The sequence below is a fragment of the Paenibacillus sp. FSL R5-0470 genome (genome assembly GCF_037975205.1).
Taxonomy (GTDB): Bacteria; Bacillota; Bacilli; order Paenibacillales; family Paenibacillaceae; genus Paenibacillus_AQ.
Window position 1 is genome coordinate 2,010,344 of the sequence record NZ_CP150238.1, and the last position, 24,674, is coordinate 2,035,017.

22 protein-coding genes are annotated in these 24,674 nt (G+C 42.0%); 15 read left to right on the forward strand and 7 right to left on the reverse strand.

Translation table 11 applies throughout. The features are described 5' to 3' along the window. The first annotated feature begins 13 nt into the window (after nt 1-13). The 4 genes from MKY99_RS08645 (at nt 14) to MKY99_RS08660 (ending at nt 5,572) form a co-directional block, all read left to right on the forward strand. A complete protein-coding gene (locus tag MKY99_RS08645; protein WP_339269899.1) occupies nt 14-376 on the forward strand; it encodes an MmcQ/YjbR family DNA-binding protein in 363 nt (120 codons plus the stop codon). Beyond that, entirely contained in the window at nt 373-1,752 is a 1,380-nt protein-coding gene (locus tag MKY99_RS08650) for an MATE family efflux transporter (RefSeq protein ID WP_339269901.1), read from the forward strand. The genes MKY99_RS08645 and MKY99_RS08650 overlap by 4 nt, the downstream gene beginning before the upstream one ends. Before the next feature lie 229 nt (nt 1,753-1,981). Beyond that, complete coding sequence (locus tag MKY99_RS08655; protein ID WP_339269903.1) at nt 1,982-3,784, forward strand: ABC transporter ATP-binding protein; 1,803 nt, start codon at nt 1,982-1,984, stop codon at nt 3,782-3,784. Between the two features lie 72 nt (nt 3,785-3,856). Further along, nucleotides 3,857-5,572 carry an ABC transporter ATP-binding protein gene (locus MKY99_RS08660; RefSeq protein ID WP_339269905.1) on the forward strand — a complete coding sequence of 572 codons (1,716 nt, stop codon included), beginning with the start codon at nt 3,857-3,859 and terminating at the stop codon, nt 5,570-5,572. 122 nt (nt 5,573-5,694) lie between these two features. Here the strand turns inward: MKY99_RS08660 and pgmB are convergent, their stop codons facing one another. Both pgmB and MKY99_RS08670 read right to left on the reverse strand, forming a co-directional pair. Then, a complete protein-coding gene (pgmB, locus tag MKY99_RS08665) occupies nt 5,695-6,387 on the reverse strand; it encodes a beta-phosphoglucomutase (RefSeq protein WP_339269906.1) in 693 nt (230 codons plus the stop codon). A gap of 19 nt (nt 6,388-6,406) precedes the next feature. Continuing rightward, nucleotides 6,407-8,695: a glycosyl hydrolase family 65 protein gene (locus MKY99_RS08670; RefSeq protein ID WP_339269908.1), complete on the reverse strand. Its 2,289-nt coding sequence runs from the start codon at nt 8,693-8,695 to the stop codon at nt 6,407-6,409. A 110-nt stretch (nt 8,696-8,805) separates the two neighbouring features. Here MKY99_RS08670 and MKY99_RS08675 point away from each other — a divergent pair, with 110 nt between their 5' ends. The 3 genes from MKY99_RS08675 to MKY99_RS08685 all read left to right on the forward strand — a co-directional run bounded on the left by MKY99_RS08675 (nt 8,806) and on the right by MKY99_RS08685 (nt 10,437). Then, nucleotides 8,806-9,555 (forward strand): AraC family transcriptional regulator, encoded by a 750-nt coding sequence (locus MKY99_RS08675; RefSeq protein WP_076301038.1) that lies wholly within the window; start codon nt 8,806-8,808, stop codon nt 9,553-9,555. A 159-nt stretch (nt 9,556-9,714) separates the two neighbouring features. Next, nucleotides 9,715-10,098, forward strand: coding sequence for a cupin domain-containing protein (locus tag MKY99_RS08680; protein ID WP_339269910.1), 384 nt, complete (start codon nt 9,715-9,717; stop codon nt 10,096-10,098). Continuing rightward, nucleotides 10,099-10,437, forward strand: coding sequence for a hypothetical protein (locus MKY99_RS08685; protein ID WP_339269912.1), 339 nt, complete (start codon nt 10,099-10,101; stop codon nt 10,435-10,437). It begins immediately after the preceding gene. 16 nt (nt 10,438-10,453) lie between these two features. Here MKY99_RS08685 and MKY99_RS08690 read toward each other — a convergent pair whose 3' ends face one another. Beyond that, on the reverse strand, nt 10,454-11,143 hold the full coding sequence (locus MKY99_RS08690) for a Crp/Fnr family transcriptional regulator (RefSeq protein WP_339269914.1): 690 nt from the start codon (nt 11,141-11,143) through the stop codon (nt 10,454-10,456). Nucleotides 11,144-11,223: 80 nt separating this feature from the next. Between MKY99_RS08690 and MKY99_RS08695 the strand changes: the two genes are divergently transcribed. Next, nucleotides 11,224-11,976: an HAD family hydrolase gene (locus MKY99_RS08695; protein ID WP_339269916.1), complete on the forward strand. Its 753-nt coding sequence runs from the start codon at nt 11,224-11,226 to the stop codon at nt 11,974-11,976. Between the two features lie 156 nt (nt 11,977-12,132). Here MKY99_RS08695 and MKY99_RS08700 read toward each other — a convergent pair whose 3' ends face one another. The 4 genes from MKY99_RS08700 to MKY99_RS08715 all read right to left on the reverse strand — a co-directional run bounded on the left by MKY99_RS08700 (nt 12,133) and on the right by MKY99_RS08715 (nt 15,707). Beyond that, on the reverse strand, nt 12,133-13,332 hold the full coding sequence (locus MKY99_RS08700) for an MFS transporter (protein ID WP_339271558.1): 1,200 nt from the start codon (nt 13,330-13,332) through the stop codon (nt 12,133-12,135). Between the two features lie 66 nt (nt 13,333-13,398). Beyond that, nucleotides 13,399-14,016 (reverse strand): sugar O-acetyltransferase, encoded by a 618-nt coding sequence (locus MKY99_RS08705; RefSeq protein ID WP_076283349.1) that lies wholly within the window; start codon nt 14,014-14,016, stop codon nt 13,399-13,401. Nucleotides 14,017-14,090: 74 nt separating this feature from the next. After that, on the reverse strand, nt 14,091-15,131 hold the full coding sequence (locus tag MKY99_RS08710; RefSeq protein WP_339269918.1) for an ROK family protein: 1,041 nt from the start codon (nt 15,129-15,131) through the stop codon (nt 14,091-14,093). Nucleotides 15,132-15,197: 66 nt separating this feature from the next. Then, nucleotides 15,198-15,707, reverse strand: coding sequence for a GNAT family N-acetyltransferase (locus MKY99_RS08715; RefSeq protein WP_339269920.1), 510 nt, complete (start codon nt 15,705-15,707; stop codon nt 15,198-15,200). 124 nt (nt 15,708-15,831) lie between these two features. Here MKY99_RS08715 and MKY99_RS08720 point away from each other — a divergent pair, with 124 nt between their 5' ends. The 7 genes from MKY99_RS08720 (at nt 15,832) to MKY99_RS08750 (ending at nt 24,607) form a co-directional block, all read left to right on the forward strand. Beyond that, nucleotides 15,832-16,689, forward strand: coding sequence for a LysR family transcriptional regulator (locus MKY99_RS08720; protein WP_076301126.1), 858 nt, complete (start codon nt 15,832-15,834; stop codon nt 16,687-16,689). Between the two features lie 141 nt (nt 16,690-16,830). Further along, entirely contained in the window at nt 16,831-17,436 is a 606-nt protein-coding gene (locus tag MKY99_RS08725) for an RNA polymerase sigma factor (RefSeq protein ID WP_339269922.1), read from the forward strand. Continuing rightward, nucleotides 17,433-18,257 carry a hypothetical protein gene (locus MKY99_RS08730; protein ID WP_339269924.1) on the forward strand — a complete coding sequence of 275 codons (825 nt, stop codon included), beginning with the start codon at nt 17,433-17,435 and terminating at the stop codon, nt 18,255-18,257. Before MKY99_RS08725 ends, MKY99_RS08730 begins: the two co-directional genes overlap by 4 nt. Further along, complete coding sequence (locus MKY99_RS08735) at nt 18,247-19,110, forward strand: ABC transporter ATP-binding protein (protein WP_076301124.1); 864 nt, start codon at nt 18,247-18,249, stop codon at nt 19,108-19,110. Before MKY99_RS08730 ends, MKY99_RS08735 begins: the two co-directional genes overlap by 11 nt. 5 nt (nt 19,111-19,115) lie before the next feature. After that, complete coding sequence (locus tag MKY99_RS08740; RefSeq protein WP_339269927.1) at nt 19,116-20,243, forward strand: hypothetical protein; 1,128 nt, start codon at nt 19,116-19,118, stop codon at nt 20,241-20,243. 168 nt (nt 20,244-20,411) lie between these two features. Then, nucleotides 20,412-23,498 (forward strand): ATP-binding protein, encoded by a 3,087-nt coding sequence (locus MKY99_RS08745; RefSeq protein ID WP_339271560.1) that lies wholly within the window; start codon nt 20,412-20,414, stop codon nt 23,496-23,498. After that, nucleotides 23,495-24,607 (forward strand): response regulator, encoded by a 1,113-nt coding sequence (locus MKY99_RS08750; protein WP_339269929.1) that lies wholly within the window; start codon nt 23,495-23,497, stop codon nt 24,605-24,607. The genes MKY99_RS08745 and MKY99_RS08750 overlap by 4 nt, the downstream gene beginning before the upstream one ends. Nucleotides 24,608-24,674: the final 67 nt, after the last annotated feature.

Consider the following 24,674-nt stretch of genomic DNA (forward strand, 5'->3'; position numbering starts at 1 on the left):
AGGAGAGAGAGAGTTGAAGAATAACATCATCGAATATTGTTTGAAAAAGAAAGGGGCGACTAAGGAGCATCCGTTTGGGCCTACTCCATTGGTCATCAAAGTGGCTGATAAAATGTTCGCACTTATTTTTGAGGAAACAGGGAAGGTTGTTCGCTTAAATCTAAAATGTGACCCGATCATTGCGGAGAACTTAAGAGAGCAACATGATTGCGTTCGACCAGGCTTTCATATGAATAAAAAACACTGGAATTCAATCATGATCGATGGTTCCTTGTCAGCGTCGGATGTCTTTGACATGATAGACCATTCCTACGATATGGTTGTCAAAAAGCTTCCTAAAAGCCTCCGTGAAGCTATATTGGAAATGAATAAATGAATAATCAAATGAAGGATCGTTTTGCCAACCAAAGTATACCCAAGCTTATTTTCTTATTGGCTATTCCTGCCGTTATAGCTCAGCTAATCAATGCCATGTACAGTGTAGTTGACCGGATGTTTCTTGGAAGAATGGAGGAGGGGGGAACGCTTGCCTTATCCGCTATAGGGATATCTTTTCCGATTATTATGTTGATTTCAGCATTTGCAGCTCTAATCGGAGCTGGTGGGGCACCCCTAGCTTCCATAAAGATGGGCGAAGGAGAACATAAAAAAGCAGAAGAATTACTGGGAAGTTGTTTTACTATGCTGCTGATGGCATCCATAATCCTAACCGCTTTGTTTCTTATCTTTAAGTCGCCATTCTTAACGTTATTCGGGGCGAGTCACGATACATTGCCGCTAGCCGACGATTTTTTAAGCATTTACCTTCTAGGAACTGTGGCTGTGCTCATTTCTTTAGGATTGAATCCGTTCATTGCAGCACAAGGATACGCCAAAACAGCCATGCTCACGGTATGTATTGGAGCGGTTGTGAATATCGTCCTTGACGCCATTTTTATTTTTGAGATGAATATGGGCATTAAGGGTGCAGCGTTGGCAACTGTAATTGCCCAATTTATTTCGGCTATTTGGGTATTAGGGTTCTTAATCTCTAAACGAGCTCATCTGCGCTTGCGTCTATCGAATATGCGCATTAAACCTAAAGAAGCGGCAAGTGTACTTGCATTGGGGCTTTCTCCGTTTATTATGATGTCGACCGAAAGTTTAATTCAAATTGTATTTAACACGTCCTTAGCTAAATTTGGAGGCGATATGTACGTTGCTGCCATGGGGATTATGGGCACGCTGATGCAAATATTTGGGACGTTGTTATCTGGTTTTGCACAAGGGGCACAGCCTATTATTAGCTATAATTATGGAGCTCGCGATTTCGCACGTGTAAAATCTACCATTTTATATTGCAGTGTTTTTTGCGCAGCTTTCGGATTGTCGATGTGGGGCGTGGCCATTTTTGTTCCGAAGCTGCCCATTATCATTTTTACCAATAATCCTGAGCTTGTGGCTCTGACCGCTAGATTAATGAAGATATTTTTCCTTGGCACTTGTATTTTTGGTATTCAATTAGCGTTTCAACAAGTATTTATTGCTTTGGGACAAGCACGAGTTTCTATTTTTATCGCGATCTTGCGTAAGATTATCTTGCTTATTCCATTAGTACTTTTGCTCCCGACATTTATTAGTCCGAAAACAGATGCAGTGATTATTGCTGAGCCTATTGCTGATTTTTGTGCGGCACTGACTTGCTGTGTTTTATTTGGACTCACTATAAAGAAGCTTTTTAAAGATAGGTCTGATAAAGTCGGAATACTGTGAGGATGCCCGCAATGGCGAATAGAAGTCGGTGTTCTGAGGATGAAACTAAAGATTAAGGTTCTTGCTAGCTTCGGCTAGCAAGAACCTTTTTATTTGTGATGCATGAATTCACTCGTTAATCCACCTAAAATAATACTGTTTATACTAATTTATTCATACTGTTTCCAAATAATAGTATTGATAAAATGTAATCAAGAAACATTTTAAATACTAAGGGGAACTTTATGTAATGAGAACAAAATCATTAACCTCCACTTGGACCAGCATTCGCTATGTCCTCTCCACATCATGGATTAACAGTAGACGTTCCATTATTTATTACTCTACTGTAACGCTTCTTTTAGCTGTGCAGCCCTTCCTTTTAATCCTATTCCCAAAATTTATTATAGATGAACTGACGGGACAGCAAAGACCTCAACATTTTATCTTCCTAATTTCACTGATGTTTTTAATACTGACTATCACTAGCTATTTTACAGGATATCTACAAAATTTGGGTTTAACTCAATTAATGAAAGTTGTATTTAAACAGATCCACGCCCACACTGCACAAAATATGAATGTTGATTTCAAAAATACAGAAGATCCCGGTTATCTTAATCAGATGGAGCAGGCCAAGCGTTCTCTACAAAGTGTGCAGAATGGGTTTCAGGGATTTTTTCATACATTTTTTTCATGTCTGGCTGGATTTCTTACTTTTGTGGGCTATATCACTGTAATTGGAGGATTAAATTTTGCTGTTATTGTTTTTCTAATTGTAAGTATTGGGTGTTCTTATGTGTTTTCCCTACGTGCTAAACGTTATGAGTATGAACATGAACAACAACTTTCGGAATTGGAGAGGAAGAGAAAGTATTATTCGGATATTATGCAAGACTTTACTTTTGGTAAGGAAATTCGGATTAATTCCTTTAACAATACATTGGTCTCCCTATACCATTCAAGTGTTCAAAATAGACAGAAAATTCAGTCCTCAATCAGCAGCTCTTATTTTCAAAGTGAAATATTAGATATTTTGATCCGGTTATTCCGTGAGGGGATTGTATATGGTTATTTGGCGTATCTTTACCTTCATCAGAGGATAACTATAGGTGATTTTGTGATGTACACAACTGCTGTCGCTGGATTTTCTGGCGTTCTTCAGGGATTTATGAAAGATTTAGCCCATCTGCGCACACAGAATTTATACATAGAGGAACTCCGTAACTTTTTAGAGATACCGCAAGATAAGCAGGGGGAAGGAGGTATGCATACACTCCCAACTGGCCCTTATTCGATAGAATTTAAAGAAGTTTCCTTTACTTATCCTGGTACTAGCCAGCCTGTGTTTAATAAAATATCCTTCATCATCCCTCCACATCAACGACTTGCTATTGTGGGTCATAATGGTGCTGGCAAGACAACGCTTATCAAATTGTTATGCAGGTTGTATGAACCCGATGGTGGAGAGATTACGCTGAATGGAATCAATATCAAACATTTTGCTAAAACGGATTACTGGAGATTATTTTCTACGGTATTTCAAGAAATTCGCGTACTCGCTTTCTCATTAGCAGAGAATATTTCTCTAAAAGAACATAGAGAGTCTGACGCTTTAAGAATTCATGACAGTCTTGAAAAAGCGGGACTAAGCGAAAAAGTCGCCTCATTGAAATCAGGTATTCTCACCCCAATGCAAAAGTTTTTAGATGATCAAGGCGTTGAGTTCTCTGGAGGGGAGAATCAAAGAATGATGTTGGCAAGGGCGCTTTATAAGAATGGAGATTTGATTATTTTGGATGAGCCGACTGCAGCAGTTGATGCAATTGCAGAATTCAATCTGTATACAAGATTTAATGAAATGATCGGAGAGAGAACAGCATTATATATTTCCCATCGCTTGTCCAGCACACGGTTCTGTGATCAGATACTGTATATGGAGCAAGGAGAAATTGCCGAAGCGGGTTCTCACAGTGAATTAATGAAACAAAATGGAAGATACAATCAAATGTATCAGATTCAAGCACAATATTATAAAGGGAGTGAATCCTAGCTGATGAATCCATTCCCTGCACCGAAAAAGGATTGGAATGTGACCCTTTACTTTTGCAAGTTAGTACATACCATGTCTAAATCGTACATTCCGCTAATGGTGGTTTCTTCATTATGCAGTGCAATCTTCCCGTTTATAAACATCATTCTTCCCAAATATTTGATTGATGAAATGATGGGAGCCGGCCGCGAAATGTATATTATCCTCTGGATAGGAATTTTGGTGGCAGGTAATGCTGTCTTGGGGCTGCTCCAAAGTTATCTTAATAAACAAATTGAACTGTCCAATTTAGTGGTCATGGATAGTTTAGAGCTACATATTGGAAATCATATTATGAATCTGGATTATGAGAGTTTAGAGAATTCCAAAGTGCTAGATCTTAAAGAACAGGCGCTTACTCCCATTAGGCAGCAGGATGTTATACGTAAAATGCTAGATAGTATGAAGATTTTGCTTCAAACAATGCTCTCCCTATTGGGACTAACGGCCTTAATCTCTACGTTAAACATTGGAATCATCGTGCTGATTATTGGGATGATTGTACTTAATACCTTTATCTTTAAAAAGTCGCAACAAGCTCAATTCAATTTTCATAAATTATTAGCTCCTCTGAATCGGAAATTTGGTTATTATTCTAAACTGGCCGTTGATTTTTCCATGGCTAAAGATGTCCGTTTGTTTGGGATGGCTCCTTATTTACTGAATAAAGTGGATGCATATCATAATGAAAGCGTTCGTGGTTTTGGAGGGCTTTACGAAAAAGTAGGGAGATATAAGGGACTGGCCAGTGCTAATCTTCAATTGCAAATGGTCATTATCTACGCCTACATGGTTGTGAAAGTAGTTACGGGGAAAATTCAAATTGGTGGTTTTGTTATGTATATCTCCGCCGCCAATAGCTTTTCTACGCAAGTGTCTCTGGGAATGAATGCTTATGTTGATTTTCGCCAAATGTGTAAGTACATTGAGGTGTTTAGAGAATTTGAAAGTCTAAAACCAACAATGAAAAGCGGAGAAGAGCGTCTTGAGAAACTCATGAATGTTGAGATTGAATTTTGTAATGTGTCTTTTAAATATGCGGGAAGTGAGACCTATTCATTGAAAAATGTGTCAATGACCATAAAAAATGGAGAGAAATTAGCCATAGTAGGTCAAAATGGCGCGGGTAAAACGACTTTTATTAAACTGCTTTGCCGATTGTATGAACCTGATCAAGGAGAGATTCTTCTGAATGGAAGATCTATTCAAGATTATCGATACGATGAATATATGAAAATCTTAGGTGTTGTGTTTCAGGATTATAAATTATTTTCATTTTCTATCAAAGACAACTTATGCGCGAAGGATAGCGAAACATCGGATAAGGAAATGGAAGAAGTGCTTAATCAAGTAGGAGTGGGAGCAAAAATGAAATATTTAGAAAGAGGACTAGATACACAGGTGTTTAAAATCTTTGATGATAGAGGCACAGACTTTTCGGGTGGTGAAAGTCAGAAGATAGCAATTGCTAGGGCTATACTCAAAAAGTCACCTATTCTTATTCTGGATGAGCCTACAGCTGCGTTGGACCCTTATGCGGAGTTTGAGATGTACAACAACTTTAATCTTTTGGCAGCAAATCATACTGTTATTTATATCTCACATCGTTTATCTGCTTGTAAATTCTGCGATAAAATCGCACTTTTTAACAATGGTGAATTGCGCGAATACGGTCCACATGATCAATTGTTGAAAGACCAACAAGAGTATAGTTCGATGTGGAAAGCGCAAGCGCAATATTATCAATAGGTTATTGATGATCGAAATCAGAAGCGGATTTTCTGGAAATTTCAAACAAAAGCCGGCAAGCTTCCCTTAGGAGCTTGCCGGCTTAGTTCGTGACTTACATATATTGAGACTGGAATACCCGATTATTTAGTTACTCTATTCTTATTAGCGAATTGTTGGTTTAGCTCGGAGTAGTTAAGTTCAGCAGTGTTGTTCAAGTTCATATCAGCGTTGGACAAGCTCTCCTGTAAGGAGATATATACAGCGAACATACCTGCCGCTCTGATCGCTTCTACCCCGGCGACTGCGTCTTCGACCCCGACGCAAAATTGCGGATCTACACCAAGCGCATCGGCGGCGGTCAGGAACACTTCCGGGTCTGGTTTGTTGCGAGCAAGCTTGGCTGCATCTACAATAACTCCGAAGTCTTTCTCCATACCTAGAAGGCGGATAACTGTAAAGGCATTTTTACTAGCGGAGGCAATGCCAGTCTTCACTCCGTGGTCCTTCAGCTCGGCGAGCAATTCAGAAATACCAGGCAGCACATCGGCTGGGGTTACCTGCTGAATGAGTTGCTGATAAAACTCATTTTTGCGGGTCGCCATCTCCTCCATCTCTTCGGGAGAATAGGTGTGCGGAGTTGCCGCTTGTCCAAGTAGCAACTCCAGTGAGGCTATGCGCGATACACCTTTGAGGTTCTCATTGAACTCTCGGGTGAACGGGAGGCTCAGCTCTTTCGCAATCATGCCCCAAGCCTGATAATGATATTCTGCGGTATCGGTAATAACGCCGTCTAGATCAAAGATTACGGCTTGAATTTGAGATGTTGCATTCATTGTGTTTCGCTCCTTATGATTAGGCTTGCAGCGCCTGAGTTACCGGCTTCTCGTTGCCCAGAGTTACCGATTGGCCGTAGAGCGTAAGTTCAAGTGCTTCACCCTCTAGCAGTTCAAGCTCCACACCTTCCTCGCGAATGGTTACAGCAATGAGGCGGCCGCGGAAGGTGAGGCGGAAGTTATATTTCTGCCAGCCCGCAGGTAGGGACGGAGCGAGCGACAGGCCATTTTCCTTGAGACGTGTTCCGGCAAAACCGTACACAATAGCCATCCACGTTCCACCCATATTGGCGAGATGTAATCCGTCTTTAGTGTTTCCGTGCGTATTGTCGAGATCGAGCCGCGCTGTCTCTATAAAATAGTTATACGCTTTGTCCTTATACCCGATCTTCGAAGCCATAATGCTGAATATGCAAGAGGACAAGGAGGAATCATGGGTAGTGATTTGCTCATAATAATCATACGACTTACGAATGGTCTCATGCGACTGCTCGTCTTCCAGCAAGTAATGAGCCAGTACAGTATCGGCTTGCTTGCAGACCTGATAACGGTATAGCGTGAGTGGATGGTAATGCAGCAACAACGGATGTTTCTCCGGTGGTGTATTCTCGAAATCCCAGACCGCTTTGCGTAAAAAAGTATCATCCTGCGGATTAATGCCCAGCTTCTCGTCGTAAGGAAGCAGCATGGCATTCGCCGCCTTCAGCCAGCTGTCTGCTTCTGGTCCAGTTACATGCAGGCGCACACACAAAGCTTGGAATGCAGCCTCGTCATATTCTTGAAGTCGCGCAAAACTGCGTGCGGCCCATTTTAAATTATGTTTGGCCATTACATTGGTGTAATAGTTGTTGTTCACAAGACATGTGTATTCGTCCGGTCCAGTCACTTCATCGATGTGAAACTTGCCTTCGTAGTAATGACCGATCTCCATCCAAAGCCGCGCTGTCTCAAATAGCACCTCGGCGCCGTATTGGAGCAAGAAGGCGTCATCTTCTTCCGCTAGATGGTATTGGATATAGCTGTAGGCTACATCGGCGCTGATATGATATTGAGCTGTACCGGATGGGAAGAAGGAGGAACATTCCGTACCTGAAATCGTCCGCCATGGGAACAATGCACCTTGGGCGTGACCCATCTCTTTAGCACGTTCCCTTGCCTCCTCCAGCTTGGAATACCGGTATAATAGGAGCTGCCGGGCCAAGTCAGGCGAAGTCATTAGGAACACAGGGAACATATAAATCTCCGTGTCCCAGAAATAATGGCCTTCGTACCCTTCACCGGATAAGCCTTTAGCGGAGATGTTGCTATGCGCGTCGCGTCCGGCTGATTGCAGCAGCTGATAAAGGTTGAAACGTATGCCCTCCTGAAGCGACAAGTCGTTCTCAATGACTACATCGGAACGCTTCCAGAAATCAGCCAAATAATGCTCCTGCTGTTCCAGCATGTCTTCAAAGGAGAGGTGCTTCAATGATTCTTGTACCTGAATACCGGTATCTACAAGCATTTGTTCATGTCGTAGTGTATCGGTATAGACATTCCATTTGGTCAGTGATAGTGGCCCAGACAAGGAGGCGGTTGCCGTCACTGTAGCATCGGTTTCTCCAGCCTGAGTTTCAACCTGCCAGTCCCCTTCCCATTCATGTCGGGTAACACAGGAGGTCCGCAGGGCCGAAGACATCGTCACGTTCTCCAGGCATACATATTCACCCCGAGCTTCGCACGCTACTACGCTCAGGCGTTTGGAATGTCCTGCAGCTACACGCGGGTCATTCGGGTTAGTATAGTTACTAACATCGCCATTTACACGAGAGACAACCCGGATTGGACCGGTGAAATTGATAGGCTCAACAGTCAGATGAATGGCAAAAAGTTCACGGGTAGTGAAAGAAACGAGTCTACGGAAATGCAGCTTGAGTTCTTTACCGGAGGGGGATTTCCAGTGGATTTTACGCTCCGAATATCCCTTGTCCAGATGGAGGTTACGCTCATAGGCGAGGACATTCTCTGCTGTAAGTGCAAATGGCTCCATATCTTCGCCTATATAAATATTTATCCCTTGGGAATCTATAATATTAACCAATTTTTGCTGTGTACCAGGGAAGGCGAATAGCTTCTCCCCATAGGGAATGTCAATTACATCGTGAAAGGCGTTTAAATACGTTCCGCGGATACTGCGGATTTCTTTATCGGAATACCCTTCTTCAAAATTGCCACGCACGCCCAAATATCCATTCCCCAGCGCAAAAATACTTTCCAAATTCAGTAGGGTATCTGCCGACAATCCCTGATTGGCAATGCTCCAGCTCATGCTTATGTTTCCTCCCTTGATGGTTATGAATTGAATTTTAAGTCCGAAAGGGCTAGAATTATACTAAATTATTTAGGATATTATCAAAATTTTTAGGTGAGGTAACAAGTATGGATCAACTTAAAGGACAACATAAACTACCGGAATATTGGTCCACACGTTCTGTGGATCTGTCAGAGGGATTTGTCCATCCTCCGCTGGATTATGAACAAGAGCTTTTGGAAGCTATCCGACTTGGTGACGAGAACCGGGCACTGGAAGCACTGCATAGAATTAACGCAATGGAAGCTGCTACGCTAGCCCGATATCCGCTGCGCTCCAAGAAAAACGCTATGATTGCATCCTGCACCTTGTTTACACGTGCGATTATCCGGGGTGGTGTTGACCCTGAGACCGCTTTTCAGCTGAGTGATACGTTCATCCGTGCGGTGGAAGCTACGACGGAGATTGAGGCACTTCATCGATACGAATATGAAATGGTCCTGCAATTCATTACAGTGATGCGCCAGCAGAAGGAGAACCTTCACTATTCACATATTGTCAATTTATCCGTATATTTTATACGCGAGCATCTGTTTCAAGATTTGAGCCTTAGCCTGATCTCCCGGCATGTTGGTGTGCATCCCAGTTATTTGTCCGACCGCTTCAAGCGTGAAACGGGTATGCCGCTCACGGAATTTGTCAACCGGCGTAGAATTGAGGAATCGCAGTCGATCCTCATTCACACGAATCAGTCTATTTCCGAAATCGCTTTGATGTTTAAATTTTGTAGCCAAAGTTACTATACACAGTTATTTAAAAAATACACTGGCTTGACCCCCAAGCAGTTTCGTCGGGATGGTGGAGCAATTACGAAATGAGAGAAATTGAATCATTAACGATCCCTAAAATTTGCTGTCCATGCTCCCTGGTTGGGTAATGGATAGCTCTTTTTACGTTTCAGCTTCAATAGCCAAACTCGCCTTTGTCCGCTATAAATGAGATTATAAATCCACTAAATAAGTAAGAGAGACGATCAGATGGCCATTTATTTGGAATTCCCACGACTGGATAAAGCCTTTCCTTACCGCTGTATTGAGAACGATGGCAGTATATTAACTACACCACATTGGCATAAGGAAATGGAAATTATCTGGATTGTTAAAGGGAAAGTGAACCTTGGAGTAAATGACCAGCCGATGCAGCTAAAAGAAAATGAGTTCGTCTTCATCAAAGGTGGAGATATTCATTATGTGATGGCTTCACCTAAAAGTGAGCGGCTGGTCTTCCAATTTGACCTTAGTTTTTTTCAGGACGTGATGGTTCTGAATAACACACCTTTTACACTAGAGGAGCTATTTGCCTCAATTGAACCGTATTCCACGTTCTGGAGACCGGATATTCAAGAGTTGGGAGGTTTATGAATGAGAAGTAAGCGTAACTTGATAATGCTGTTATTGTTTGCATTGGCGATTATACTTTCAGCCTGTAATGATAAAAAAACTGCGATATTATCCATGGATGAAGTACGGGATCTAGCTCAGCAAGGCGAGGCGTTGTCGTGGAAGGATTTTGAAGGTTATCCCTTTGAAGACGTCGGTTCAGGTTTGTACATCCGCAAATATGAAATCAATGATGACTACCATGTATTAGTTGGTGGCGGAAGTGTTGATACAACTCCTCTGTATATAAATCTTGTCAAAAGAAACGGAGAAAAGATCGATATCCGTTATGATGACATCGATCATTTTATCCTCAATTAAATGATGGGCTTTTAGGTTATTCAAATCTTATTCCGTTAGACATTTCATCCAAACGCTCCCAGTCGAGTACTACAATTTCTTGCTTAACTTTATATAAAATTTCCATGTCGGTGAGCCGCTGAATGACACGGTTTAAATGGCGGGGAGTAGTCCCAATTAACGAAGCTATATCTGGGATATAGGGTGTCTGAATTTCTTTTCCAAACTCCCGTTGGAGCTGTATCGTTAATAGATAACTTGCAAACCTTTCCTCGACAGCGCCTAGTAAGTTCGTTCGTGATGCGGATGTGCAGGTTAGAAGCTTGTAAGAAAGATGTTTCAGCAATAAATCTTTAAAGCTATGGTTATCCATTAGGTCAGACTCAACCTTTTGTTTCGGGATAAATAAGAGAGAGGTTTGTTGTACCGCTTCCACTTGGGATTGGACCACAACCTCCTGCACGTATTCAATGTCCCCGAATAATGACAAGGGTGAGCAGAACCGTAATAACAAGGATTTTCCCGTTCCCACACTAGAAGAGACCTTAGTACGCCCCTCCACTAGAAAATAAATTCCGTCCAGCTCATCGCCCTCATGCAAAATGATTTCATTCTGCTCATAGACACGTAACTGAATTAAAGCATGTTTTGATATCGTGAATACTAGATTTAGATTAAATTGGGTAATGTAATGTGCTATAAGATTTGGATCCTGAATAGTTTTCATTGCGTACTCCTTTTTGGACATCGGTCCTTTCTATTATATACGAACTCGTTATTATAGAGAAAAAGGGGAGGATATAGACGATGAAATTTATTTTTGATTTAGATGGAACCATATGTTTTAGCGGCAAACCTCTGAGTAAACGAATCGTACAAGCCTTGGATACTTTAATTGAAAAAGGTCATGAGGTTATTTTTGCGTCAGCCCGACCTATTCGTGATTTGTTGCCTGTGTTGCCTGCACATATGCATCATTTTTCAATGGTTGGCGGGAATGGTGCGTTTATTGCAAAAGGTGGAGAGGTTATTTCGACTATACATTTTGACGCGCAAACTTCGGACATCCTCTTGAAATTAATTGAAGAGTTTAATGCAGCTTATTTGATTGACAGTCACTGGGATTATTCATATTCGGGTTCTGATGATCATCCCATTCGGAGAAATGTAGATCCAGAACAACGCGCCAAAAATGTAAGTCCATCTGAGCTGGATGAGCTTGTGAAAGTAGTTATTTTGAGAAGTCTGAACGGGGAACAGCTTATACATAAGCTGCAAAATCTGCCTATTGTGATCTACCAGCATGGACAAGAAGATATTATTGATATAAGTCCACAAGGTGTGAACAAATGGACAGGACTAAAGAGATTAGGCGTAGACCCGCAGCAATTTATTGCTTTTGGTAACGATGCTAACGACATAGAAATGTTTAGACATTCCGCTCATTCAGTTTGTGTTGGAGAACACACAGAGCTTGGTGAATTGGCAACGGAAAAGGTGAGCAACGAAGAGGAACAAATTGTTAGAAAAATACTGGGGCTGATGAGTGGGCTGCAGTAGGTGTCTTGGCGGAATCGCGAGAGCAGATGCCATTGTTACGCGTATCATACATGATCTTAGCTCATCGTACAGTGCAGCACATACAGGGAAACTATAGTTCAAATCCAAAAAACCTGCCGATTCAATCGACAGGTTTTTTAAGTAATATAGATGAGGTTAGATAAGTTCTTGTCGGCGATGTAAATAACGATATAGAATACAACCGGATATCGCGCATATCGCTGCACATAATCCGATAAAACCATAACCGGCTTGAAGTCCGCGTAATAAGCCTATTTGCGTCTCTGCACCGTAAAGCCGCTTCACGCCTTCGATCACAGCACCTATAGCATAGTTGCCAATTACGCTCCCTACTCCCATTAACGTGACTGTAAATGTGATGGCGGTGTCGCTACCAAGTGGATATCTTTTGGCGATAAAAGCCATAACCGTTGGATAAATCATCGCAATCCCAATACCTGCTGCGGCGAATAGAAAGGCGAGCTTTTCACCACCCAAAATTGCGGCAAAAGTACACAGGGCAGAGAAGGCTGAAAAGATGATAAGCGATAGGTTGAATCCAATCTTATCTGTAACCGGCCCCAGCAGAAGCCTTGCTAACGAGAAGCAGAGAAAGAAGGTCGACAGCATCCCAGAAGCAGTAACCGTATCCCAGAGGTATGCTTTTTCAAGGAAATTTACGAGCCATCCGCCTACAGCAAGCTCCGACACTACTCCGAAGGAAAGGATAAGAACCATTAGCCATAAAGCAGGATCACGGACAAGTGTTTTTAAGGGAATACGGTCCTCATGTGGAAGATCGTCACCCGGAAACGTACTCCGTAAGGCAAATAAAATAGGCAGTAAAGAAAGGCTAAGCATTATTAGATACATTCCGCGCCAATCCAGAGTATGACCGAATACACTTACCGTCATCAGCCCTGTTGCCAGTAGGGGTGCTAACGTGGAACTAAATCCGTAAAAGAAATGGGATAAGTTCATCATCGTCCCGGTATTTTTAACGAAGATACGTGCTCCCAGAATGGCAAGTCCAATCTCAAGCATTCCGTTTCCAATATACATCAGGAAGTATGAAGCCGAGAAGAGGGGATAGCTATGGGAGATGTAAATTAGAACGCCAGAGAATATCATGGATGCGAAAGCGATAATACTGACAGCCTTGATTCCCCACTTACGAACCAATACAGCTGTGAAGGAACAGGCGATTAAATAACCTAGTGCGTTTAGGGATAGAAGGGTACCCAGCTGCTTTTCGTCCAGACTGAAGTCAAACTGAATTCTTGGAATGGCTGGCCCTTTAATATTTTCCGATATCCCAAACACAATAAACCCCAAAAAGATCGTAGCCAATTGCATGGCATAAACCTTATTAAATCCGCCAAAACGCTTTTTCAACGTGAGAACCTCCAGAATCGGGTATCTTTATTGCTCGATGTCTCTGTAGTACTCTTCTTTAAGCTTCTCCCAGTGTTGTTTATCGTCTTCTGTAATTTCTCTTAGTACTCTGCAAGGATTCCCCACTGCGATTACATTGTCAGGTATATCTTTAGTCACGACGGAGCCTGCGCCGATGATTACATTGTTGCCGATATTTACCCCGGGATTGATAACGGCATTTCCGCCAACCCAGACATTGTTTCCAATGGTAATCGGTGTACCGAATTCGAGCAGACTAATACGAACGTCTGCATCTATGGGGTGGCCAGCGGTATATACGCTTACTCTAGGTCCAAAGAGAACATTCTCACCTATCGTTACTTTTGCTACGTCCAGGATAATGCAGTCGAAATTGGCGTAAAAGTTATTTCCGACAGTAATATTGCTGCCATAATCGCAGCGGAAAGGTGGCTCAATATGCAACGATTCACCCGTAGACTCGAATAATTGCTTAAGTAATTCTACTCTATATTCGCCTTGTTCTTCCGTCGTATTGTTAAATAAACGAGTGAGCATTCTGGATTTTTTGCTATCTCTAGCTAATTCTTCTCCACCAGCCATGTAAAGCTTTCCTGCAATCATATTCTCTTTGTTTGTTGCCATTCGTAATTCCTCCTGAAGTTCTTGTTGGTTTTAGATCCAAACCATGATGCAAATGTTAGGGTCATAAAAAATACTTACCGCCGCTTCTCAACCAGCTGCAACGAATAGGTCAAGCTTTCCAGTGTGATCGCAATTAATCCGTTCATGTAATAATCATCAGGGTGATCCAGCACAATTAGATGAGGCATATGCTCTTCTGGAATGAATACCAGACAACTTTGATAGATATGTGGCACATCCTCTTGTCTAACTTGTTCACCTGTGAGCGCAATCGTCTCAGGGTTAATAACTGCCGTCAATGAAGCGATGGTATGAGCAGCCAATGGGATAAACGTTTCTGTCTGCCCCAAACGAATGAATTGCTCGTCACGAGAGATTCCAAACGGTAAAAATGAGACTTCGCCCGCGAATCTAGTATTGCCTTTGTGGATATGCCCGTCGATCATCATCCCTGCACCTGGAAAGGCACCTTTGATAAAGGTCAACACGACGATGGTCTTATCCTCTTCGTAATCCTGCTGTTTATAGAATCCGTAAACGGTTAGATTCATGTCATTTTCAACTGTGACTTCAACCTCGTATTTCTCTCTGAGGAGTGACTCTAAGGGAGCGTGAATTAAAGTGTTGATATCACAAATATTGATGACGCCTCGGTGAACCAGTCCCGGGATTCCAATGCCAACGGCTTTGATGTTGTTATAGGCTTGAATTAGTGTGCCTACTAAGTGATCAATGGTTGTAGCGTCAATACTCTCAGCCTTGATATATCCATCATCTACACGTTCGCCAACGGAATTCGTTACTGCATAGGTTAAGGATTGTTGGCCATCTTCAATTTTGGCATAGATGCATGCGATGTAGGAGAAATCGACATTATAGATGAATCTTCGGGCCGGCCGACCTCCATTCGAAGCCTCCAGCTCCGTCTCAATGACTTCACCTGTCTCCATAAGCTCATTCAGAATATTTCCGCAAGTGGCAATACTTAACCCGGTGGCGGTTGCAATCGTTGATTTGGTTCCTTCTTTCATCGATTTCAAGGCTTGCTTGATGAGCTCCTGATTTATCTTTTTAACACGAATAGAATTGTTTGCGATTTGGTTTATTTTATTCACCTCTAGACTTTTGAAAATAGTTATTAAAAGTGTTATCAATACTATAACTTGGTGTTTTATAAATGTCTAGCCAATGACCTTATAATAAAAAATCGTCGCATGTAATTCACCATTTGCTGATATCGCATAGCTCGGAATACGTCCAGCTTGTATGTAGCCCATTGAAGTATAGAGGAGGTTGGAAGGGTCGCCTTCTCTTGTATCAAGCACTAATAACGATCGTTCTTCCTGCTTAGCTCTTTCTTCAGCCTTTTCCATAAGAGAACGAGCAATACCATTACGACGATAATTAGGGTGTGTCATTAGCTTTGCGATTTCGGCTCGGTGTGTTCCGTTTGCTTTTGTACTTAAATGTAGTTGTACACTTCCCACGATAATATCATTCATTGTTGCGACAAAAAGAATCACATCGGGCGCCAAAACATTGTGCCAATATGATGTAGAGTCTGACGGATCTAAGGGTGGTAAAAAACCAATGGAGGCTCCTTCCTCCACCACCTGTATTAGAAGCTTTGAAAGCTCATTAATAGATTCCTTAATCGTAAATAATTGTTCGATTCTGACATTGCTAACCATATAAATTCCTCCAGCACTTATAAGTTTAAAAATATAGCGAAATCATAACTGAATACATATAATTTGTATAACGAATTTTATAGATCTTAATCATTAATATTTTGAATCATAGAGGGTGTTATCCATGGACTTATCTCAATTAGAAGCTTTTTTGGCGGTATGCAGAATTCGAAATTTCACCAAGGCCTCAGAACATCTACATATCTCCCAGTCCGCTGTTACTGCAAGAATAAAAGCTTTAGAAAACTCCGTGGGCAAGGTGCTCTTTACTCGTGATAACCGGAATGTTAGCTTAACGCAGGCAGGGATATCTTTTGTTCCATATGCTGAGCGGATGCTTCGTTTGTTTGAAGAGAGTAAGGTAACTCTATCCGAAGAACTGGAGAACTATATCATTTTGAGTGGACCCGGGTCCGTATGGCATTATTATTACCTGCAGCATATTCTTTCATTTAGACGTGATCATCCCAAGGTAGCTATCAAATTCCTAAGTTATATTGATTCTAGCTATATGATCCGTGATCTTTTGCTGGATGGAATAGTCCAGGTTGCTATTAAATATGACCCGCCGGAACATCCTAAGGTGACCAGACATCTCCTGTTTGAAGATGAGATTATTCTGGTCTCCACACGATTAAGAGAAACGCCTGTAAGCAGGGAGGATTTTTTTCAGCGGGAGTATTGTCATTTAGAGTGGGGAGGTCCGTTTCCGGAATGGTTTACTAGTATCGTTGGAGCGGGCTATGTGCCGACACTTCAGACCGATCACTCAATGATTATGCTGGACATGCTGCTACTAGGAGCAGGCTTTGGATTTCTACCACGATCTATAGCCCAACCTTATCTCGATCAACAGAAGCTATTTCAACTTCAATGTGAGTTAGACACGCCGATTATAAAGGCTTACGCTCTTTATTTAACTGAGAATGCAGAAGATATTCGTGTACGGCTTGGGCTGGAGATGCTTGGGGTGGATAGGTAAGTTGTATCTGGATTGTATCTTATTTTAGTCTAGTCAGAACCATGTTCTGGGTGGCTTTTTTATGTGGAATTATGGATTCTAGTAAAAATGTACATAGTAGGATGCGTCTAGTTCATAGGTGATTTCGTTATATGTAGTAGAGTGAAAGATTGGAGGGGAAATGAAATTAGCGAGGACAAATGGATCGTAGAAGCACAGCAAGGGAATGAAGCAGCCGTGGAGTTATTAATTCGGCATACCTATAGTGATGTCTATCGATTTATCAGATGGAAAATACATAATGATGAATTAGCTTGGGATCTTGCACAGACCGTATATGAAAAAGCATGGGCCAAGCTCGACAGGTATCAAAATGAACACGGAAGCTTTCGGGCTTGGCTGATGGCAATCGCACAAAATGTCTGCATTGACTATTTTCGCAGTAAAAGTACTCGGCAAGCAGAGTTGAACCAAAGCATATCTGATGAGATCACAGTTGACGAAGATTTTTTAGAAGGCATATTACTTCGTGAAGAGGTTAAAACGGTATACGCCGCAATCTGCTCGCTTCCAGATGATCAAAGAGATGCACTCTTATTAAGGTATAAATATGAATTTACGTTTACAGAAATAGCTGCAATAACCCATGAACCGGAGTCTACAGTGAAATCTAGGGTGAGCCGCTCTTTATTGAAACTACGTGAGCTACTTAAGCAGACCAAGCCAAATGCTTTATCCCACCCTTTTAAGAAAGGAGTAAAGAAATGAGCACTCAACGTAATGAACAAGATTACATGAAATTGAATTTACAGCACGAGATGACGTCAGAGGAACTGAATGAGATCGTGACTCATATTAAGTATATTCCTGAACCACCGCTACTTGACGGTTTTGCAGAAGAAGCAATGAATCGATGGAGAAGCTCCAAGCGAGCTTTACCGGCGCAGGAATCTCCAGTTCCTCTATCGGCTCGGCAACAGATAAAGATTCTTTTTTCACAAGGATGGTGGAGAGAGCTTGTACTTGGCGTGATCTTGTTTGTAATTGGATATCTAGTTTTAAGCGTTACAGAGATGGTCAGTCCCATGTTTATTTTGTCTATTGTGGGTTGCATGCCTTTACTGGTGGTCGTCTCCCATACGGCGCGTAATATACTCTGTGGGATGGGTGAACTTGCACGGAGCTTTCGAATCCCTCTGCATAAGTATGTACAAGCACGCTTCCTTATAGCAGGTGTGATTTCAATACTGCTTAACCTTTGTGTTACCGTAATGGCATTCCCAGTAAGGGATCATGAACTGGTGTTCCGTACGACACTGTTATGGTTCATTCCGATTCTAATCAATGGGGCTGCAGCGTTAGTATTGTCTGGTCAGATCCGTAATTTTAGACATCTGACGACTGTGCTCTCCATGCTGCCTTTTTTTTGGATGCTTCTCTTTTCAGGAGAAGTGGTAGCGAACTGGGCAACCTCCGTCCAATTACTTGGATTGATGGGACTCACTATTCTGTCAGTAGCTATTTTTACGGTGGCTATGATCTTTCAATCCAGAATGCTGAGAAAAGGAGGGTTTCTGATTGGAGCTTAAGCTGCAGGGTATCGAGCATAATTTCGGCAAGAAGCGGATTTTGAATAGCATTAACCTTACTATGTCTCCTGGTGTGTATGGCCTTCTAGGTCCCAACGGAACAGGAAAAACGACATTGATGCGTATTGTTGCAGATGTTCTATATCCAACTCGTGGAAAGGTACTGCTGAATGAACAGAACAAGGATGAGATGGGGGATTTGTACCGGGCTCAGATTGGTTATTTGCCACAAGATCTGGGGATGTACAATCATTTTTCAGCTCGCGATTTCTTGTATTATGTTGCCGCTCTAAAGGGGCTGTCCAAGAAGGAGGCAGGCGACCGTATAGAGGTGTTGGCTCAAACGGTGAATCTATCTGGAGAGATGGATAAAAAATGCGGAAAGTATTCCGGCGGCATGAAGCGTAGACTCGGCATCGCTCAAGCTTTGCTTAATCATCCGAGTATTCTCATTCTGGATGAACCGACGGTAGGGTTAGATCCTATGGAACGCGTGCGATTTCGAAATCTGATTTCTGAAATTTCAGCTGAGCGTATTGTTATTTTGTCAACCCACATCGTTTCCGATGTCGATCATATCGCCAAGCAGGTGCTTCTGATGGGGCGAGGAGAGCTACTCCGTCAAGGAACGATTAAGGACTTGACCTTTGATTTGGAAGGGGAGGTTTGGGAGGCAGATGTCCCTGGACGGATGCTCGCTCAAATCGAAGAAAAGGGTACTGTGGTTAACGTACAGCAGACAGATAACGGATTAGCGCTTCGGGTAGTTAGTAAAGATCCACCATGTGAGGACGCAAGGTTAGTGAATCCTTCACTAGAGGATGTATATATGCACTACTTTCGGAGGGGATAATTCGCATGAGACGTCTGATTATATTTGAGTTCCGTAAAATCATGATTCTTAGAGTCTGGATTTCCATAGCAGGAGGTTTGGCGATTGCAATTTTCTATTTTATCAGCTTCTATCCATCCGGTACAAATAGTCTGTTGGTTGTAAATAAGGAAAAACCCGAAGTTATCGCTGCACATACGGGACCGATTCAACCAGAGTTAGCTCTTAAATACGCACCAAGGCTTAAAGAAGAATATGCCGAGGATAGCGTGGGATCTAAAGAGCAAAAAATGACTCGAATTCTGGAGCAGCGTTATGCAGCTTCGGCTTATAGTCTGGATCTATTCAATAAAAATTTGAACGATTTAAGAGGGCAGAAAGCTCTGCTGGAGAGGCAGGATCAAGGGTCATATGTACTAAAGGATGTTACGAAAAGACTTTCAATGCTGGAAGGGATTCGGCCGCCCGGATTTTATGTGACGAATGACTGGGGATCTCTGTACAGATTTTTTTCAATCCCGGGTGTAGGCAACATGCTGATAGGTCTGATTCTAGTCTTCGCTTTGGCACCACTATATTCCGGTGAGGCAAACTACAGAATGGATTCTCTTATTCTATCCAGTAAGAATGGGAGACTTAAGATTGTCACTGCAAAATTGTTAGCGGGATTTATAGTAACCGGTGGCTTTGTGACACTTTTTTACGGTGTATGTATATTGTTTTCTTGTTTGCCGTTTGGTTTCGTGGGTTGGAATGCGCCCTTGAATAGTTACTTTGTAGAAAGCCCATATGACTTAACCCAGCTTCAGGGCATGCTCTTAAAATATGCCGTAACCTTGCTAGCAGCATGTGGCCTTTTATTATTGACTGCGCTGATCTCCGCTTTGTTTCGGAGCAGTCTAAGTACTCTTGGACTAGCGGCATGTTTAGTCATGTTGCCTTATTTCTCACTGCCAGGTGTTGTTGGTGATTGGATAGATTTTTTGCCATCAGGTGTAATCATGAGCACATCCTTAATCGAAAAATATGTATCTTATAATATTTTTGGTATACCGATATTGCATCTGACCGTATCCATCGTTTCGGTGATAGTTATAGGTGTGATTGCTACGCTACTCCTTCCAAAGGCGTTTGAACGTCGATTAAAGGCTTGAAATGTAGATAGACGCCTACCTAAGTGCCGATTATACTGAGTAACGTCAGCAAACAATTACAGTGTCTGGAAGTAACTTACAGGCGGGACTTTGAGAGATTTTTGTGAGAGCAGCGGGGTAGAATGGTAGAATTACTCGCTGGTGAGAGGAGCCTGAAGGTTGAGGACGATGAAATATCGTGGAATAGTTGGGATGGGGTTGTTTTTTATCCTTGCCTTTTCCCTATTAGTAAGTATTATTTCCCCAACGATTCAGGACCAAGATACCCCGGTGGCCAAGCAGGGCGTACTGGATTTGTCGAGATGGGACTTTGAGAAACAGGGATTAGTTGATCTAGACGGAGAATGGGAGTTTTATGAAAATAAATTACTGAGTCCATCTGAGATTCAGCAAAGTATAGATAAGAAATCTACATATCTATCTGTCCCAGGCACATGGAAAGGCAAGATCATAGAAGATGGAATGGACCGTAAAGGGGCTGGCACCTATCGACTTAAAGTGTTGGTCAAAGATTCGGATGAGATTCTTGGTTTGAAAATAAGAAGTATCCGTATGTCTCAAAAGTTATTTATCAATGGGAAGCAGGAAGGAGAGGACGGGGTTCCTTCAACAGAAAGTGAGTCATTTAAGCCAGGGAATACTCCGTATACGGTATTTTTTCAGTCTAATACCCAAGAGATAGAAATTGTAATTCAAGTGTCTAACTTCAACTTTATTACTGGGGGGATCGTGAATTCAATCCCACTGGGCGTGCACAGGGATATTACAAAACTGAACAGTATTCAGACGGGTACTGACATTGGAATTATATTGATCCTGGGGATGTTTGGAGCATATCATCTCAGCTTCTATTTCGTTGGGCGTAGAGAAAAGGCCTATTTGCTCAGCGGTTTATATTTGCTTATTCTTTCTTTGAACAATTCTCTATATGGAGAGAAGATATTTCAACAGTTACTACCCCATTTCCCTTTTGAATCAACTTACAAGCTATTGGAAATAAGCCAGTTTGTCGGTTCGATTATCATTATTATGTTTTACTGCTCGGTCGAGTCCCGGTTGATGTCAAGTAAGAGGATGAAGATTGTGTTGTCTCCATTTGTCCTGTATCTTGTATCGGTTTTGGTGCTCCCTTATGGTGTACACATTCGTATGAAGTATCTATTCGTAACCTATCTTGGAATCGTTATGGTGGTAATCATAGTCAGAATGATCTATTTATATGTTCGCAGCCAGAGCCAGACGACGGATCGAAAAGAACTATTTTTGTTCATTGGTGGTGCGATTTCGCTCCTGATTTTTTTCTTAGATGTAAGTCTTTACTCTGAAAATGTTCTGCAGACCGATTTGGTGGGTAAGTGCGGAGTCATTGGTTTTATTGTTTTCTTCAATATTATGTTAGCTGTACGATTCTCAAACACTTATGATAAGACGGAAATGCTGTCCCGTCAGTTACTAATCTCGAACCAGCTTAAAGATGAATTTCTGATGAACACTTCTCATGAGATCAAAACTCCGCTGCATGGCATTATGAATATGACATCCTTTTTATTAGAAGATGGCGAAGATAATCTGTATCCATTACAGAAACAGAATCTTTGGTTAATTAAGGACACTTCTACAAAACTGTCTATGCTCATTCAGGATTTGATTGATGTTAGTCTTTTGAAGCATGGAGAATTACGACTACAGCAGACAGTGGTTGATCTAAGGGTGGCTTCACAAATTGTATTTGATGTGTTGCAGTTTGAGCTCGCAGGGAAATCTGTGCGATTAGATAATCAGGTGGAACCCGATGTGTGGGTGCTTGCGGATGATAGTCGATTAAGACAAGTCATGTACAATTTAGTTCATAATGCGATCAAACATACAGATAAAGGATTTATTACCATAAAATCTTATGTAGAGGGGAATACAGTATCTGTTACGGTGGAAGATTCAGGAACTGGGATATCCCCTGATATGCATACCGCCATATTTGAATATTTTGAACAAGTCGATAAACCACTTCCGCAAGATGGTTACACAGGAATGGGTGTGGGTCTGTATATTAGCAGAAAGCTAATTGAGCGGATGGGCGGTGAGATTCGGGTGGATTGGTCTGAGGTTGGTCAAGGCACTCGAATGATTTTCACCTTGCCCAAAATCGAGCGGATCCCAGGCTACCGCGAAGTAGCAGCTACAGGGGGGGGGCAGCACGCGCATTTTGAGCAGACATCGCTTGATATAGTGGATCAGAGTGGATATACGATCCTAATTGTGGATGATGAGGCCTCTAACATTCATATTCTGTTGAATATTTTAAGACGGCATCATTACAATGTAATTACGGCGTTTTCAGCGAATGAAGCAATGGACAAAATGGAGCAGTACCCTAATATGGACCTAGTTATATTAGATGTCATGATGCCGGGGATTTCAGGAATTGAGTTGTGCCGAACGTTGCGGGTGCGTTACTCCATTCTGGATTTACCTATTTTGTTTGCTACAGTAAAAGACGCGCCAACAGATATTGCGCTTGGCTTCAGGGCTGGGGCGAATGATTATATAACTAAGCCATTTGATGGAGAAACGCTGATTGCGAGAATTCAAACGCTGATTGCAATGAAGACATCGATACAAGAAGCGATACGAAATGAGTATGCCTTTCATCAAGCGCAAATCAAACCGCATTTTCTGTATAACGCACTGAGCAGTGTGATCTCTTTCTGTTATACAGATGGAGAGAAAGCCGCCTATTTGTTATCCATGTTAAGTCAATACATCCGTTATATTCTCGATATGGACCGTTCCACTTTAGTTGTTCCTTTGCACCGGGAGTTAGAGCTGATTCAAGCCTACGTGGAGATCGAAAAAGCGCGTTTTGGAGAACGGTTTGATTTTATTTTTTTTATGGATGAGGGTCTGCGTTCTGTTGAAATCCCTTCCTTATGTATTCAGCCATTTGTTGAAAATGCGATCAGACATGGATTGTTTGAAAAAGAGGGTCAGGGCAGAGTTTCGCTCACGGTTCAAGCAGGTAGTAACTATATGAAAGTTATCATCGAAGATGATGGTGTGGGTATGCCAGATGACTTGCTATATCAATTAACTGGAGACGAGCAGCTGGATGGCAGTATTGGAATCCATAACATTCGAAAGCGTCTAGGCGCTATACCCGGAGCTACCCTAACCATTCATTCCGACCTTGGGTTTGGGACCAAAGTAACAATGTATTTACCAGCAAGCCTTGGGGGCATGGAGGGAGAAACACGATGATTCGTGTAGTGATTGTTGAAGATGAGAAGCCAATTTTGAATTTGATGAAGGTACTGATCGGTCGTAATCCAGATTATACCATTAGCGGGGCCTTCTCAAATCCATTAGAGGCACTGGAATGCATACCTGATTTACAACCGGATGTCGTGTTTATAGATGTTGAAATGCCTAAGATGAATGGTATTGAGCTGGCAAGCAGAATTCAGAAGCTGATGCATCAACCGGAAATTGTATTTACAACGGCCTACAAGAATTATGCACTGGAAGCATTCGAGGTTAGTGCACTAGATTATATACTTAAGCCAATAACACCCGAAGCGATCAACAGAGTCACTGAACGACTTATTAAACGAATGAGACCTGCGGTGATCCTAGAGCCAAAGAAAACGAGGCCTATGATCCGCTGTTTTGGCGGATTTGAAGTTTGTGATTCAGAAGGCAAGCCCATTCATTTTCGAACGCGCAGAGCAGAGGAATTATTCGCATATTTTCTATGTAACGCAGGTCGTTATATCAGTAAATGGAGAATAATTGATTTGTTATGGCCAGATATGCAGGATGAGAGAGGGGCATCCAACCTGTATAATACGATTTACCTCTTGAAAAAAATGCTAAAAGAAAAGGGCTTCGGCATGGAAATCCGTAAAATGAATGATGGTTATATGCTGGAGACCGGAAATGAAAGTTATGATGCTCTTGATTATCAAAGGTTTCATTTAGAAATGGCTGAAGGGAAACAAAACACTACTCAAATGGAGCGGCTTTGTTTCTTATATCAGGGGCCCCTGTTGGATGGAAAGCCTTATCTATGGAAGATTTCGCTGGAGGAAGCTTATTGCAAGTATTTTACAACCTGGACTCGATTGCTAGTGGATAGAGATTGTGCTACTCAGGATTGGCATAAAGCGGAGCAACGATTAGAAAAGTTCTTGGGTTTATATCCTCTTCATGAAGAGATGAACCAGCAAATGATTGATATATATGCTAGGCTCGGAAATAAGGATAAGATCGCACGGCTCTATGAGAAATTCGAGATTGCTTATCGTACGGAGCTGGGAATGGTTCCTTCATCAGAGTTTAAAGAACGTGTAGCTGCATATCTGGCCTAGTATTTATATGAAAAAAGTTACAGCAGAGAGAGAAATCTCTCTGTTTTTTTCTTTTGTTCGGCATTAA

Excerpts from the sequence above, each read along its gene's own strand:
- MKY99_RS08720 (WP_076301126.1), top strand. The coding sequence starts at position 15,832 with ATGGACTTATCTCAATTAGAAGCTTTTTTGGCGGTATGCAGAATTCGA.
- MKY99_RS08700 (WP_339271558.1), bottom strand. The coding sequence starts at position 13,332 with ATGCAATTGGCTACGATCTTTTTGGGGTTTATTGTGTTTGGGATATCG.
- MKY99_RS08750 (WP_339269929.1), top strand. The coding sequence starts at position 23,495 with ATGATTCGTGTAGTGATTGTTGAAGATGAGAAGCCAATTTTGAATTTG.
- MKY99_RS08675 (WP_076301038.1), top strand. The coding sequence starts at position 8,806 with ATGGATCAACTTAAAGGACAACATAAACTACCGGAATATTGGTCCACA.
- MKY99_RS08670 (WP_339269908.1), bottom strand. The coding sequence starts at position 8,695 with ATGAGCTGGAGCATTGCCAATCAGGGATTGTCGGCAGATACCCTACTG.
- MKY99_RS08660 (WP_339269905.1), top strand. The coding sequence starts at position 3,857 with ATGTCTAAATCGTACATTCCGCTAATGGTGGTTTCTTCATTATGCAGT.
- MKY99_RS08705 (WP_076283349.1), bottom strand. The coding sequence starts at position 14,016 with ATGGCAACAAACAAAGAGAATATGATTGCAGGAAAGCTTTACATGGCT.
- MKY99_RS08655 (WP_339269903.1), top strand. The coding sequence starts at position 1,982 with ATGAGAACAAAATCATTAACCTCCACTTGGACCAGCATTCGCTATGTC.
- MKY99_RS08650 (WP_339269901.1), top strand. The coding sequence starts at position 373 with ATGAATAATCAAATGAAGGATCGTTTTGCCAACCAAAGTATACCCAAG.
- MKY99_RS08695 (WP_339269916.1), top strand. The coding sequence starts at position 11,224 with ATGAAATTTATTTTTGATTTAGATGGAACCATATGTTTTAGCGGCAAA.
- MKY99_RS08680 (WP_339269910.1), top strand. The coding sequence starts at position 9,715 with ATGGCCATTTATTTGGAATTCCCACGACTGGATAAAGCCTTTCCTTAC.
- MKY99_RS08745 (WP_339271560.1), top strand. The coding sequence starts at position 20,412 with ATGAAATATCGTGGAATAGTTGGGATGGGGTTGTTTTTTATCCTTGCC.
- MKY99_RS08690 (WP_339269914.1), bottom strand. The coding sequence starts at position 11,143 with ATGAAAACTATTCAGGATCCAAATCTTATAGCACATTACATTACCCAA.
- MKY99_RS08715 (WP_339269920.1), bottom strand. The coding sequence starts at position 15,707 with ATGGTTAGCAATGTCAGAATCGAACAATTATTTACGATTAAGGAATCT.
- pgmB (WP_339269906.1), bottom strand. The coding sequence starts at position 6,387 with ATGAATGCAACATCTCAAATTCAAGCCGTAATCTTTGATCTAGACGGC.
- MKY99_RS08740 (WP_339269927.1), top strand. The coding sequence starts at position 19,116 with ATGAGACGTCTGATTATATTTGAGTTCCGTAAAATCATGATTCTTAGA.
- MKY99_RS08685 (WP_339269912.1), top strand. The coding sequence starts at position 10,099 with ATGAGAAGTAAGCGTAACTTGATAATGCTGTTATTGTTTGCATTGGCG.
- MKY99_RS08730 (WP_339269924.1), top strand. The coding sequence starts at position 17,433 with ATGAGCACTCAACGTAATGAACAAGATTACATGAAATTGAATTTACAG.